This window comes from Blautia caecimuris (assembly GCF_024622975.1).
GTDB lineage: Bacteria > Bacillota > Clostridia > Lachnospirales > Lachnospiraceae > Blautia_A > Blautia_A caecimuris.
This window is the reverse complement of the sequence record NZ_JANJZT010000019.1, coordinates 70,688-85,013: the sequence shown is the minus strand read 5'-3', so window position 1 is coordinate 85,013 and position 14,326 is coordinate 70,688. Positions and strand designations below refer to the sequence as shown.

Sequence of the window (14,326 nt, the reverse complement as noted above, 5' to 3'; positions counted from 1 at the left end):
CTTTTTTTGTTTGTCAAGAACTTTTTTCAAGTTTTTTCAAACTTTTTCGATGTTCTTTTAAGTAATTCGCTCTCTCGCTGACAGCTTGTTTACTTTACCACATCTTCAAGCGGTTGTCAACAAGTTTTTTTAATTTTTTGAAGTTTTTTATTTCTTCAAAAAACAAAACGGAGAAGGAGGGATTTGAACCCTCGCGCCGGTTACCCGACCTATACCCTTAGCAGGGGCACCTCTTCGGCCTCTTGAGTACTTCTCCAGACTCCGAACTCATAATTTCTTATGCAATTTGAAGGCATTTATATCTGAAATGCATTGTTAATTATACAGAAGGTATTTCATATTGTCAACCTGTTTTTTATAAAAAATTCAAATTATTTTGTATTATTTTGTTCAGAGATCCTATTCCACACTTTACTTTTCTATTCTTTTTCCATGATTACCATACTTACCTCTCTACTTTTCTCCTTTCCTGTGATAAAATATATCCATGCAGAAACCTTATTTACTGCTTCCACACCCACGTTTTCCTGTTATATTTTGTTTCTGCTATATTATTTATTCGGAGGTTTCCCATGAAAAGCTCTTATGCAACTGATTCCATTTTCCTAAAAAGAACTTTGATTTTCAGACGTTCCTCTCGTTACCTGCTTGGAGCACTTTATACCATATGTATTATGCTTTTCAGCGCAGGCTCTTCTCCTGTTGTCAACAGCATGGGCACAGACAGCTCCGTCTTTTTTACAATAGGGCGCAGTATGCTGTCAGGTAAAGTCCCATATCGTGATCTCTTTGATCACAAAGGATGGTATGTCTATTTCTTTAATTATCTCGGAGCCTGTCTCAGTTCCAAAACAACGATTGGGCTTTTTATTATTGAATGCGCATTTATGATCATCAATGTAATTCTTTTATTTAAAATTACAGACTTAATTTCAGGAAACCGGGTTTCCGAAATATGCAAAAGCCTTTCTGTGGGCCTCATGCTTTTACTTATACTTAATTTTTTCACCTACCAGGGAGGGAATTTCGTTGAGACCTATGGACTGACTTTTCAGTTTCTGTCTGTTTTTCTTATTATCAAATACTATAAAAGAAAGATTATTGATCATCCTCCGCTTTTCATGTTTTTTCATGGAATATGTGCCGGAATTGCTCTGAGTCTTCGGCTTAATATGGCTGCAATGTGGGGAGGAATTGCCATTGTCCTCCTTCTAAGACTGATTTTTTATAAAAAGTATAAATCCATTCTTCTGAATGCAGTTTCCGGAAGTCTCGGAGTATGTACAGGAATTCTGCCAGTCATTATTTATTGCCTGAATACCCACAGTCTGAAGCCAATGATACAGCAGTCTTTGTTTTTTAATCTGCAGTATTCCTCAAACGGTTCTTCTGTCGAAAATTTTTTTCAGCTTTTTACAAATATCAGAGGTTTCTGTATGCTTCTTGGATGTCTTATCTCTCTGATCATTGTAATAAGATCCGCACAGTTTTCACGAAGCTTCCGGGCAATGTATGCTGTATCCCTGCTGCTCTCTGTATTTTCTGTTTCTCTGTCCGGCAGAAACTACGGGCATTACTATGAATATCTGATTCCTTTTTTTCTGCCCGCCGTCTTATTTTTAACGGAAAAGGCCGCTTTATTTTCAGAGAAACTGTTTTGTCACAGGAAGCTTCTCATCGCAGGACTTTTTACTTTTACAGGCTGTGTCAACCTCCAGATGCCTGTAAAGCTTTTTTCTCTGACAAACATACCAAAGATTTCGCAGACTGCAGACAACATGGCAGACATTTATCATAAATATTATTCTGACAGAAAAACAGTACTTACAGTTAATAACAAATCTATGTTTTATAATAAATTTAATGTAATTCCGGAAGATAAGTTTTTTTACATCCCTGCTATCAGCTACCAGACCTTTCCGGACGCAGTCAACGCACAGGTGCAATCTATACTGAGCGGCAAAAACGATATCATCATTCTTTCTTACCAGAATGCTGAAAAAAAGCAGATTTTCCCCTACGGAATAAAAAACCGGGAAATTCTTCAATATCTGTCAGATCATTACCAAATGATATATGAACAAAATCATATTCAAATGTATATAAAACAGAACTTTGCTATAAATGAACAAGCATCGAATTCTGCACAATAGGATCCATGATATACGAACATAAAAGAAATTTAAGCTCTATATGTGAATCTTATAAAGACAGATCCGTGAGAATTTTGTATACTTTTTCAAATTTTCTCATTTACAGAACCATACCTAAAACTATCAAAGGAGACATCTATTTATGGATAAATTATATATTGTAATTCCCGCCTACAACGAAGAGGCCAACATTCAAAAAACCATTCAGCAATGGTATCCCATTATTGAAAAACACAACGGCGGCGGAGCCTCAAAAATGGTTGTTGTCAACGACGGAAGCACTGACGACACCTGGAAGATTCTGTGCAGACTTTCAGAATCCATGCCCCTTCTGAAACCTCTGACAAAGAAAAACGGAGGACACGGTTCTTCGGTTCTTTACGGATATAACTATGCTGTGGAAATGGGCGCTGACTATGTTTTTCAGACTGATGCGGATGGGCAGACGGACCCCGGTGAATTTGAAGAATTCTGGAATCTGAGAAAAGATTACGATGCAGTAATCGGCAAACGAACAATCAGGGGCGATGGAAAAGCCCGTAAATTTGTGGAAAACACTGTCTGTTTACTGCTTCGGATTATTTTTGGAGTAAAAGTCCCTGATGCAAACGCCCCCTTTCGGCTTATGAAATCCGGACTGGTTAAGAAATATATAAAAAAGCTTCCCAAAAATTATAATCTCCCCAACATTATGATGACTACATATTTTGCCTACTATCATGAAAAATTATGCTTCCGGGAAATTTCTTTTAAACCCAGACAGGGAGGCGTAAATTCTATTAACATAAAAAAAATTATAAAAATCGGCTGGAATGCTCTCAGAGATTTCCGAAAGCTGAAAAAACAAATGTAAACATTTACAAGACCAAAACAATGCCGAAGCTCCCAAAACTGTTCATACATCTAATTTCTTCTGATGTCCAAAAAGGTGACATCCCCCCTCTTGCAGGAGAAATGTCACCTTTTTTCATTTGTATTTTCAACAAGGCAACAGCTTTACACTTCATCTGTTTTCAGAAACTATTTTCTTCGTCTCTTTACATAATTTCCTGTTATACATATCACTGCCCCCAGTATACCAATGACAGAAATGATTGCACCTGTGCAAATAAACGGATTGGAATAATGAAGTTCTATCTCATGTTTTCCCTCTTCTAACGGCAATGCCATATACATTATATTGGCCTGCATAAGTTCAGCCTTTTTTCCATCTACAACAGCAGTCCAGCCTTTGTCAAAAGGTACAGCCAGACATACCAGACGCGGCTCTTCTAACTCCAGAGAAGCTTTTACCTCATTCCCATCTGCACAGACCCATCCATCAACACCCTTCTCTAAGTTCTCTGCATTTTTTATTATTTTCTCCACAGGCTGAACAACAACTCTGATATTTTTAAAGCGATAGGTTCCGGTATACGGAAACTTTATCTCTATTTCTTTTTTTCCAGGCTCATTCATCTCTAAATTACACAGAAAATTATTTTTTCCATTATTTTCCGCGAATTCGTTTGCATTATTAAAAACTATTTTCTTTTTTATTTTGTTCTGAGTAATATTAATTGTAATTTTGGATTTCGTTCTGGAAATACCACTGGAAGCTCCGTCCTCATACTCAAGCCCCTCAAAAATTAAATATACTTCACCCTCGTACTGAATATCTGTCTGAATGTTCAGCGTTGCCCCTCGTTCCTGTACTTGGATCATGTTTTCTTCTAATTTGATTTTTCCTCTGGAAGTCCATATTGTTTCCGGTTCTTTCGCATCATTTGAAACAATATACTCTTTATCCCAATCACCAATATCTTTATCCCGCTCCAATACTACCGCTTCCATCAGGGCCTGCTGCTTTTGTTCTATATTTAACTGTTCAAATTCATCTCTGCCAATATATTTATCGTATGCAAATACAAACGGTAGTTTCTTTCCACTTTCCCATATAGTAAATTCTTTTTCGCCTGCTACATAATTTTTCTTTTCCTGATAAGCACCAGGTCCCTTCCTTTCTTTTGGAGTGACAAAATATTTTACTCCTCCCAGAATCTCCAACGCACTTCTTTTATCTGCCCCACGATAACTTTGCTCCTGGGTATTATTCCAGTATAATGAACTTTGATATTCTGCCACATATGGATTCGCCATGCTGAAATAAAAAGATGTCCCATACAGTCCTGTCTGTAATGTGGAGTTTTTTATTTCTCCAGTTTCTTCCTCATCATAACGCCAGGAATTTTTTTCCTCTGAAAATTCCCCCAGTTCTGCAGAAGGAATATTTTCCAATTGTCTTTGCGCACTCCCCTGTTGGATAAATCTATTTGCATCAGCTTCTCTCGTCCTGACATCAAGCGCATTAATGAGAACACACCCAACATTCATGCACATAACAAAAGTAAAAAAAATTTTACCTGGATTTTTTTGCTTCTTACTCATACAAAGCACAGCCACAAACAGTATCAGCAAAAACAAAAGAATTGTCATAACCTTAAGCTTAGTTTCTTCGCCTACCAGATATTTTCCCGCTATTCCTGCCATACATGCCAGAAGCTCAAGTACCGTAAACACAATCAAAATTATTTTTTGTCTGATGCAAAGCTTTAGGAATACCGGATACATCTTTACTACTATGTACGCCACAAGCATCGTATATCCAAATGCCCATCTGTTTGTCACATAAGACATACCATTAAATACATGAGCTATAAAAGGAATACACAAAAATCCTGTAAGTAAAACAAATCCTGTTTTTAAAAGCTTTTCCCCTTTAGTTGCAAACAACAGAATCACAGCCGGAAAAGCAATAACCGTATACCCAAGAAAAGTCTGGTGTCCCGGACTGTCCATACTGATAAATCCGGAAAAAAAGCGTGCATAATATTTAATCCCATATAACAAAGGTACTGTAGTTTCATTAGCCATCCTTCCTGTCTGGAACAGAAGCCCCAGAGAAGGCAATAGAAAAACCCCGGCTGCACATATAGCCAAAATCGTATACAGTCCAAATTTCAACAAAAGTCGAAACACTGTTTTCCATTGAATGGAATGATAAAAACCAAAATATTGAAAAACCGCATAGATTACTGTCAAAATTCCCAGCATATAAAAGAAATAGAAATTGCTGCACGCACTAATAATCAGGGCAACAATATATATCCCCGGTCCTTTTTTACGATAAATCCTGTCTACGCCTAAAAGAATCAACGGAAAATATATCAATGGATTTAAAAAAATGGATGTTTGCAGAAAAAATACAGCACGTATTCCGAAAAAAGATAAATCGGCACTCCAGCCAGAACCGCAGATGATCTGTTTCCACGGCTTCTGGCAAAGACAGAAAAAGTAATTCCGGCAAGATAGATTCTAAGAATTACAAGAACATGAAATAAGATTTCCGTATGCTCTTTAGACACAAATACAGCCAAAAGATTCAGCGGGTCTCCAATAACATAATAATGTAATGTATTTAAAACATCAGCTCCATATCCAATAGAAAAATCGTAAGTGGGAATGATAACACTATGCTTTTCAAATAAATTCCATAAAATATCCCGTAAATATTCACCATAATAAGCCAGCGCATTATAGTGCTGGCTTATTCCATCAACTGACCATATAAATGTTGATTTATTATAAATAAAATATAATGACGTACATATCATACAAATCGTAAATAAGACTGTATACCCGCCATAAAACTTAAATCTCTCTATATTTTTTGTTTTTTTCATTTTCATACTACTCCAGCCATCATTTCAGTCCCATCCGCCGTTTGCTTTTATTGTTTCTTCTATTCTTCGCTTTACTTCTGCTGCAATTTCTGTTGATTTCATATCCTTATATTCTTCATATTCCATCGGTTTCAGAAAATGCACCTGTACTGTGACGGGCGCTGCCGATCCCGTATCAAAGGATTTATAAGAATCAATCAGGGCAACAGGAATAATGGGACACTTCGCCTTAATTGCTGCCTTAAAGCTTCCTCCCTTAAACTCCTGGGGATGATTTCCCTGCTTACTCCTTGTTCCTTCCGGAAAGATCAGATAATTACGGCCATTTTTTACTTCTCTGGTCACATTGATAATGACCTGCATGGACTGTCTGATATCCTCTCTGTCGATCAAAAAGGCTTTCATACAGGCAAATACCTGCTTTAAAAACGGAACTTCCCCTACTTCTTTTTTTGCAACCACAGAAAAGGGAACCGGACACGGCGCCATGATTGCAAGAACATCATACATGCCCTGATGATTGGGATAAAAAATAAACCCGCTTTCCTCAGGAATATTCTCCACGCCATGGGCATCAATGGTAATATTTCCGCCTTTATTCGCACGTCTGTCAATCATTTTAAGAAGGGCATACCGTTCCCCTTCTGTATAATTGTCTACATGAGACGCATACCAGCACAGCTTAAACCATGCCATTGGAATAAACGGCAGATTGCGCAGCACCATCATTATAATTCTTTTCATTTCAACAGCTTTCCTCCACTACAGAAATATTAATTCAGTTTTGTAGCCAGTTTTTCCTCATATCCCGGATTCTTTTTTGAAAAAGTATCATATGCTGTCACATATTCCTTATAAGGATCTGTTTCCATAAATGACGCATATCTGGCAGCCGCTTCTTTTTTCATATCGTCTGTAATATCAGAAGGTGTAAGAATGCTGTACTTTCCCTTTTCATTCTGCTGGGTCATATAAGTACTGATACAGGGATAGGACTGTCCATCCTCCAGAATCAGACTGTATGTGATATAGACATAAGCATTCTTGCCATTTTTGTAAATTGTATCACAGGCATTTATTTCTGCTTTTTTTGGCTTATGTACTTCAAAGTATTTAATTGTGGCAGAGATTTCTTTTTCAAGATTTTTATCTGCTTTTTTTACTCCATAGCATTTTTTAATCTTCCGTTCATCTCCGTCCACATAGGATTTGACCAGAGTTTTTACCACCTTCTCAGGCGTCTTATTGCTGACCCCGCAGCTTTTTACCGCAAAAACAAGAACGATCACCAGGACCGCCAGTACTGCGGCCCCTGCAATCATTTTTATATTGATATTCGTTTTCTTTCTTCTGGAAGAAGCTGAGGATTTCCTTTTTCTGGAATTTTTGCCTGCAGGTCTGCGTTTTTTGTTGTTAGAAGACTTTACCTGTTGTACCATAACTGCTCTTTACCTCTTTATTCCTCTGTACCTGTCTCCTGGTTTTCTGTTTCAACTGCTTCTGACTGTCCGCCGTCTGCTTTATCGAGAACTTTTTCTTCTTCCTTTTCTCTGACTTTTGCAAAGCTTGCCACTGTCACACCGTCAGAAAGATTAATCAGTTTTACTCCTGATGTGATTCTTCCAAGAATAGAAATATCAGAACACTGCAGACGGATAATAATACCCTCTGTTGTGATCATCATAATCTCGTTTTCTTCATTAACAGCTTTTGCTCCGATCACATTTCCTGTTTTTTCAGTGATCTTATAGCATTTTACACCCTTGCCGCCTCTGTTCTGGCAGGTGAATTCACTGATGGAGGTACGTTTGCCCATACCGTTCTCAGATACAACCAGCAGATAATATCCCTGAGAATTCAGCTGCATACCAACAACCTCATCGCCATCCATAAGATTGATTCCTCTTACACCCATGGAAACACGGCCTGTTGTTCTCACATCTGTTTCTTTAAAGCGAATGCACTGACCGTCCTTGGTAACAAGGATAATATCTTTTTTATTGTTTGTTACCTTTACTTCAATCAGCTCGTCATCATCACGCAGTGAAATTGCCGCAAGGCCAATTTTACGTACATTTGCATAATCCCGGATCGGAGTTTTCTTCACCAGACCCTTACGGGTAGCCATCATCAGATACTGATCCTCTTCAAACTTGTTGATAGGAATAACCGCAGTAATCCGCTCTCCCGGCATAAGCTGAAGGAGATTGATGATTGCCGTGCCCCTGGCAGTTCTGCTGGCCTCCGGAATTTCATAGGCCTTCAGACGGTAAACACGTCCTGTATTGGTAAAAAACATCACATAATGATGAGTGGTTGTCATCATCAGTTCTTCAATATAGTCATCATCAAGAGTCTGCATGCCCTTAATTCCCTTGCCGCCTCTGTTCTGGCTGCGGAAATTATCCACTGTCATACGCTTGATATAACCCAGTTTTGTCATAGTGATCACAGTATTTTCCCGGGGAATCATGTCCTCCATGGAAATATCAAAGGCATCAAAACCAATAGAGGTTCTTCTGTCATCACCATATTTATCGGAAATCTCCAGCATTTCCTCACGGATCACGCGAAGAAGAAGATTTCTGTCTTCAAGAATTGCCTTTAATTTGCGGATTTTTTCCATTAATTCTGCGTATTCTGTTTCCAGTTTCTCTCTTTCCAGACCGGTAAGCGCACGAAGACGCATATCAACAATGGCCTGAGCCTGTACGTCTGTCAGCTCAAAACGATCCATCAGCTCCTGTCTGGCAATCTGAACGCTTCTGGAACCACGAATGATACGGATCACTTCATCAATATTATCAAGGGCTTTCAGAAGTCCCTCTAAAATATGAGCTCTTTCCTGCGCCTTATTCAGGTCGTACTGAGTTCTTCTTGTTACAACATCCTCCTGATGAGCCAGATAGTATTTCAGCATATCGTGGAGATTGAGAACCTTTGGCTCAAGACTTCCATTGGTTGAAACAAGGCAGAGCATGATCACTCCAAAGGTATCCTGAAGCTGTGTATGCTTATACAGCTGATTCAGAACTACATTTGCATTGGCATCTTTGCGCAGATCTATACAGATACGCATTCCTTCACGGCTGGAATGATCGTTCAGGTCTGTAATTCCGTCGATTTTTTTGTCACGGACAAGCTCTGCGATCTTTTCTATCAGGCGGGCCTTATTTACCAGATACGGAAGTTCTGTAACAATAATGCGGGACTTTCCATTAGGAAGAGTTTCAATGTTTGTCACTGCGCGGACACGGATTTTGCCGCGGCCTGTACGATAAGCCTCCTCAATTCCTCTTGTTCCGAGAATCGTTGCTCCAGTAGGAAAATCCGGTCCTTTTACAATTTCAAGAATCTCCTCAATACTTGTATCACGCTGCTCCTCAATGATATTATCAATGATCTTTACCACAGCCTGAATAACCTCCCTGAGATTATGGGGAGGAATATTCGTTGCCATACCTACGGCAATTCCCGAGGTACCGTTTACAAGAAGATTTGGATAGCGGGACGGAAGCACTACCGGCTCCCTTTCTGTTTCATCAAAGTTAGGCTGGAAATCAACTGTATTTTTGTTGATATCTGCCAGCATTTCCATGGAAATCTTGCTGAGACGTGCCTCGGTGTATCGCATGGCAGCCGCGCCGTCGCCATCCACAGAACCAAAGTTTCCATGTCCGTCAACCAGAGGATATCTGGTTGACCAGTCCTGCGCCATATTTACCAGAGCGCCGTAAATAGAGCTGTCTCCATGAGGGTGATATTTACCCATGGTATCACCGACAATACGCGCACATTTACGGTGCGGCTTGTCAGGACCGTTGTTCAGCTCTATCATTGAATACAGAACTCGTCTCTGTACCGGTTTCAGTCCGTCCCGGACATCCGGCAGCGCTCGTGAGGCGATTACACTCATGGCATAATCTATATAAGATTTTTCCATGGTCTTCTGCAGATCCACCTCATGCACTTTATCAAAAATATTGTCTTCCATTTTTTATTCTCCTAGATATCCAGATTTTCTACAAATCTTGCGTTCTCTTCGATAAATTCACGTCTTGGCTCTACCTTATCTCCCATCAGAGTTGTAAAAGTAAGGTCAATCTCTGAGGTTGCGGATTCATCCATTGTCACTCTCAGAAGGATTCTCTTTTCAGGATCCATAGTTGTCTCCCAAAGCTGGTCCGCATCCATTTCACCAAGACCTTTGTAACGCTGGATCTTATTATTATTGTCGCGGCCTATTTCCTCCAGAATACGGTTCAGCTCCGCATCATCATAGGCATACCATACCTTTTTATTTTTTTCGATTTTATAAAGAGGCGGCTGCGCCAGATAAACATATCCCTGTTTAATAAGCTCAGGCATAAAACGATACAGGAACGTAAGAAGAAGTGTTGCAATATGCGCGCCATCTACATCGGCATCTGTCATGATGATGATCTTGTGATAACGAAGCTTACTGATATCAAAATCTTCGTGGATTCCTGTTCCAAAAGCTGTGATCATAGCCTTGATCTCTTTATTTCCGTAAATTTTATCTAAGCGGGCTTTTTCAACATTGAGAATTTTTCCTCTGAGGGGAAGGATTGCCTGTGTTGCACGGTTTCTGGCTGTTTTTGCAGAACCACCCGCAGAATCTCCCTCTACAATATAGATCTCACAGTTTTTCGGATCCTTATCTGAACAGTCTGCCAGCTTGCCGGGAAGCGCCATACCGTCAAGGGCTGATTTTCTTCTGGTAAGATCTCTGGCTTTTCTGGCTGCCTCACGGGCTCTCTGAGCAAGAACAGACTTTTCCACTGTCGCTTTTGCCACCGTTGGATTCTGCTCCAGAAAAATCTCCAGCTGTCTGCTGACAATAGAATCAACAGCGCCTCTGGCCTCACTGTTGCCTAGCTTCTGTTTCGTCTGTCCCTCAAACTGAGGCTCCTCGATTTTTACACTGACAATAGCAGTCAGACCCTCACGGATATCATCACCGCTTAAGTTTGGCTCGCTGTCTTTCAGAAGCTTGTTTTTCCGGGCATAATCGTTAAATGTCTTTGTCAGAGCATTACGGAAGCCCACGATATGAGTTCCGCCCTCCGGAGTATTGATATTATTTACGAAACCATAGGTATTTTCTGTATAGGAATCATTGTGCTGCATGGCAACCTCTACCACAACGCCGTCTTTCTCACCTTCACAATATACAACCTCAGGATAAAGAGCTTCCTTGCTTCTGTTCAGATAAGTAACAAACTCCTGAATTCCTCCCTCATAGTGGAAAGATTTTTCTTTTTTTGACTCTTCTCTGTCGTCTCTGAGAACGATCTTCAGCCCTTTTGTAAGAAAAGCCATCTCACGAAGGCGCTGCTTGAGAATATCGTAATCATAAACAGTTTCTTCAAAAATTTCTTTATCAGGTAAAAAGGTTACGGTTGTTCCTGTATATTCAGGAGAGCAGTCTCCCACAACTTTCAGAGGATACATGGTGTGTCCTCTTTCATATCTCTGTTTGTATTCTTTTCCCTCTTTAAAAATAGAAACCTCAAGCCATTCAGAAAGCGCGTTTACAACAGATGCTCCAACTCCGTGAAGTCCTCCTGATACCTTATATCCTCCGCCGCCGAATTTACCGCCTGCATGAAGGATAGTAAATACCACCTCAACTGCAGGAATTCCCGCTTTATGGTTGATTCCTACCGGAATACCTCTTCCGTTATCTACAACTGTAATTGAATTATCAGGATTGATCGTCACCTGAATTTCCGTACAAAATCCTGCCAGCGCTTCATCCACCGCATTATCCACGATTTCATATACAAGATGATGCAGGCCCCTGCTTGACGTACTTCCAATGTACATTCCCGGTCTTTTTCTTACAGCTTCCAGTCCTTCCAGAATCTGAATCTGATCCGCTCCGTACTCTGTATTCTCTCCGCCCATTTGCGTCCTCCTGTCATTCTATATTTATGGCATCAACAGGCATACAGAAATCCTGCACCCACTGATAAATAGACATAGTAATACTAATTTATTATAACACAAAATGGGGGTGCTTTCCATTAAATTTGCGCAAAACGCTGAAAAAAGCTATATCTTTCAGTGAACCACTCCCCAAATGCAGAGTAAATATTCTCAACACATCTGAGAGAATTCACATAAGACATAGCTCTGTTTTTATAAATCCATATTCAAGCTCAAAATCCTGTTTTTCTGTTTAAAATTCTATTAATTTACACCTTTTCTGAAAGCAATCCAAACTCCTTCAGTAATTTCTTTTGATAATTTCTGTCCTCTGATGCCCTTTTTACATCATCAATCCGTCCTTCCTCCAAAAGTATAGATGTCAACTTGTTTATTTGTACGGCATTCTCTTCTATTTTTTGTGCCGTTTCTTCATCTCTTGCCTTCTGGGCCTCATCCATAAGCTTCTGAACCCGGTCAGGCATAATTTCCATAAATAACTCTTCTAATGCTTCACACATAAGCACATCTCCCTCTTTAAATTTGTCTTTATTGGCTTTTACTATCATGTTCATGGCAGAACGATACAAAGTGTTATCCAGATTTCCATTATACTCTCCTAAAATTTGACGAATCATATTTTCATTATCCAGATGATTTGTCAGACTTCGAAGCCAAAGATTTCTGTTCGGATCCAGTTCTGATATAACAATAAGCTGAACAGGAATCACATCACCATTTACATAATAAATTCCAGATTCAATTTTCTGAATTCTATATTTCCTTTCAAGTTTTAAATGATTCATCAGTTTTCTGGGATATTTACTACATACCAGAGAGATTGTCAAATCCTGAATCTGAATCATATTTACTGCTCTGGCATCAGCTTTATAAAAACAGGCATACCCATAAACTTTATAAAAATCATCAATGCTAAGATAGTCATCTGGACTCTTGTATTCAATAATATTATGCTTTCGGAAAATTCTTCCGATATTTTTATGTATCATTTTCCCATCTTCTTTTTTAATTACCAGAACATCTATTTCCATAGGTTTTGTTCCCAGTTGATGCTCATTCTCAAAAATCAGACTGTCTGCATCTTCCTGCAGTTCAATCTGAATATCTGCAAAAAATGCAGGGTGCCACTGCAAAACTGTTTTATCATGCTTTCTGGCATTCTCTCTGTCCTTATTCATATAGAACCTCCTTATGATCTCTCAGGAGTTTCCCCCGATATAAACTCCTGCCTTTGTAATGGGTAGTAAAGCAAGAATTTTCCGGAAAGACAGATCTGTCATCTGCTATATGAAATGTAATTAAGAATAAAAAGAAAATGTTGCTCTGTTTTTATCTTAGCATTATAAAAATCAATCTGCAACAGAAGAATTTGCTATATTTTGTCAATTTTATATCTCAATTTCACTGTTTTCCTGTAAACAAAAAGAATGCCGTACTATGATAAAATCATTCATACAGCATTCCCTTTCATATTTATGTTTTTATTCAATAATAAATAGCTTCTATTTCTCTCCATTTACCAGATACTGATAAATCTCTCTCTTACTTACTCCCCGGTCCTTTGCCACCTGCTTCATGGCATCTTTCCGTGAAAGCCCCTTGCTCTCATAAATCTCCATATGCTCCTCTATGGAAATCTCTTCCCAGGAGGCTGCTGCCTCTTCTTTCAGCTCCTGGCGGCTTTTGCCTTCAATTACAAGCACACACTCTCCAAGAGGCTTTTCGTTCTCATAATAGGCGATCAGCTGATCTATGGTTGTGTGAAAAGCAGTCTCATGCTTTTTGGTAAGCTCTCTGCAAAGTGTTATTCTTCTGTTTCCAAGGGTTTCTTTAAGATCCTTTAAAGTCTTCACCAGCTTATGGGGAGCCTCGTAAATAATAATGGTTCTTGTTTCATCCACAAGCTCCTGAAGCACCTCCCTGCGCTCTTTTTTGTCCATGGGAAGAAATGCCTCAAACGCAAATCTTCTTGTAGGAAGTCCGGACAGCGTAAGGGCTGTGATACAGGCAGCAGGTCCCGGAAGCGAAGTGACTTCAATTCCAGCTTCATAGCACATGGCCGCAAGCTCTTCTCCCGGATCTGAGATTCCGGGAGTTCCTGCGTCTGTAATAAGGGCAATATTCATTCCGCCCTGCATTTTTTCTATCAGAGTATGCGCCTTTTCAATTTTGTTATATTCATGGTAACTGGTCATAGGTGTTTTTATGTCAAAGTGATTCAGAAGCTTGATGCTGTTTCTGGTATCTTCCGCAGCAATCAGATCTACTTCCTTTAAGGTCCGGAGAACTCTGAGCGTAATATCCTCCAGGTTTCCGATCGGGGTTGCGCATAAATATAATTTTCCGCTCATATTCCTTCTCCGCTCCTTGTAATTTAAGATTTTATTTACAGTATCTGTAAATTTAAAAACTGTTTTATCCTTTTTTAATAAACATATAAATCATGAACTTTTAAATCCCTATCAAGCTTACTGTCAG

General features: G+C 39.3%; 10 protein-coding genes and 1 tRNA gene. 2 read left to right on the top strand and 9 right to left on the bottom strand.

Annotation, left to right across the window (positions count from 1 at the left end):
• Positions 1-168 precede the first annotated feature (168 nt).
• Positions 169-256: transfer RNA gene (locus NSA57_RS12585), tRNA-Ser, on the bottom strand.
• Positions 257-1,778: 1,522 nt separating this feature from the next.
• On the opposite strand from NSA57_RS12585, the gene NSA57_RS12580 reads away from it, so the two are divergent.
• Together NSA57_RS12580 and NSA57_RS12575 are read left to right on the top strand one after the other, a co-directional pair.
• The gene (locus NSA57_RS12580; RefSeq protein WP_147598906.1) at positions 1,779-2,153 is read left to right on the top strand and encodes a hypothetical protein; all 375 of its coding nucleotides are present in this window, start codon (positions 1,779-1,781) and stop codon (positions 2,151-2,153) included.
• Between the two features lie 142 nt (positions 2,154-2,295).
• Entirely contained in the window at positions 2,296-3,006 is a 711-nt protein-coding gene (locus NSA57_RS12575; RefSeq protein WP_257465010.1) for a glycosyltransferase family 2 protein, read from the top strand.
• Between the two features lie 167 nt (positions 3,007-3,173).
• On the opposite strand, the gene NSA57_RS12570 is transcribed toward NSA57_RS12575, so the two are convergent.
• From NSA57_RS12570 to rsmI, 8 genes are all read right to left on the bottom strand, one after another.
• Positions 3,174-5,348 (bottom strand): YfhO family protein, encoded by a 2,175-nt coding sequence (locus NSA57_RS12570; RefSeq protein ID WP_257465009.1) that lies wholly within the window; start codon positions 5,346-5,348, stop codon positions 3,174-3,176.
• Positions 5,349-5,368: 20 nt separating this feature from the next.
• Positions 5,369-5,875 (bottom strand): YfhO family protein, encoded by a 507-nt coding sequence (locus tag NSA57_RS12565; RefSeq protein WP_257465008.1) that lies wholly within the window; start codon positions 5,873-5,875, stop codon positions 5,369-5,371.
• A 24-nt stretch (positions 5,876-5,899) separates the two neighbouring features.
• On the bottom strand, positions 5,900-6,619 hold the full coding sequence (locus NSA57_RS12560) for a lysophospholipid acyltransferase family protein (protein ID WP_147598902.1): 720 nt from the start codon (positions 6,617-6,619) through the stop codon (positions 5,900-5,902).
• 29 nt (positions 6,620-6,648) lie between these two features.
• Positions 6,649-7,314, bottom strand: a complete 666-nt coding sequence (locus tag NSA57_RS12555) for a hypothetical protein (RefSeq protein ID WP_243873727.1) — start codon at positions 7,312-7,314, stop codon at positions 6,649-6,651.
• Between the two features lie 17 nt (positions 7,315-7,331).
• Entirely contained in the window at positions 7,332-9,869 is a 2,538-nt protein-coding gene (gyrA, locus tag NSA57_RS12550; protein WP_138271004.1) for a DNA gyrase subunit A, read from the bottom strand.
• Positions 9,870-9,880: 11 nt separating this feature from the next.
• Positions 9,881-11,806 (bottom strand): DNA topoisomerase (ATP-hydrolyzing) subunit B, encoded by a 1,926-nt coding sequence (gene gyrB / locus NSA57_RS12545; RefSeq protein ID WP_173752938.1) that lies wholly within the window; start codon positions 11,804-11,806, stop codon positions 9,881-9,883.
• A gap of 290 nt (positions 11,807-12,096) precedes the next feature.
• Positions 12,097-13,026 (bottom strand): 3-isopropylmalate dehydrogenase, encoded by a 930-nt coding sequence (locus tag NSA57_RS12540; protein ID WP_257465007.1) that lies wholly within the window; start codon positions 13,024-13,026, stop codon positions 12,097-12,099.
• A 324-nt stretch (positions 13,027-13,350) separates the two neighbouring features.
• Positions 13,351-14,199 (bottom strand): 16S rRNA (cytidine(1402)-2'-O)-methyltransferase, encoded by an 849-nt coding sequence (rsmI, locus tag NSA57_RS12535; RefSeq protein ID WP_147598900.1) that lies wholly within the window; start codon positions 14,197-14,199, stop codon positions 13,351-13,353.
• Positions 14,200-14,326: the final 127 nt, after the last annotated feature.

Bases quoted from the DNA above. Each gene is read 5' to 3' on its own strand.
- NSA57_RS12555 (WP_243873727.1), bottom strand. From the start codon at position 7,314: ATGGTACAACAGGTAAAGTCTTCTAACAACAAAAAACGCAGACCTGCA.
- gyrB (WP_173752938.1), bottom strand. From the start codon at position 11,806: ATGGGCGGAGAGAATACAGAGTACGGAGCGGATCAGATTCAGATTCTG.
- NSA57_RS12540 (WP_257465007.1), bottom strand. From the start codon at position 13,026: ATGAATAAGGACAGAGAGAATGCCAGAAAGCATGATAAAACAGTTTTG.
- NSA57_RS12575 (WP_257465010.1), top strand. From the start codon at position 2,296: ATGGATAAATTATATATTGTAATTCCCGCCTACAACGAAGAGGCCAAC.
- rsmI (WP_147598900.1), bottom strand. From the start codon at position 14,199: ATGAGCGGAAAATTATATTTATGCGCAACCCCGATCGGAAACCTGGAG.
- gyrA (WP_138271004.1), bottom strand. From the start codon at position 9,869: ATGGAAGACAATATTTTTGATAAAGTGCATGAGGTGGATCTGCAGAAG.
- NSA57_RS12560 (WP_147598902.1), bottom strand. From the start codon at position 6,619: ATGAAAAGAATTATAATGATGGTGCTGCGCAATCTGCCGTTTATTCCA.
- NSA57_RS12580 (WP_147598906.1), top strand. From the start codon at position 1,779: ATGGCAGACATTTATCATAAATATTATTCTGACAGAAAAACAGTACTT.
- NSA57_RS12565 (WP_257465008.1), bottom strand. From the start codon at position 5,875: ATGAAAAAAACAAAAAATATAGAGAGATTTAAGTTTTATGGCGGGTAT.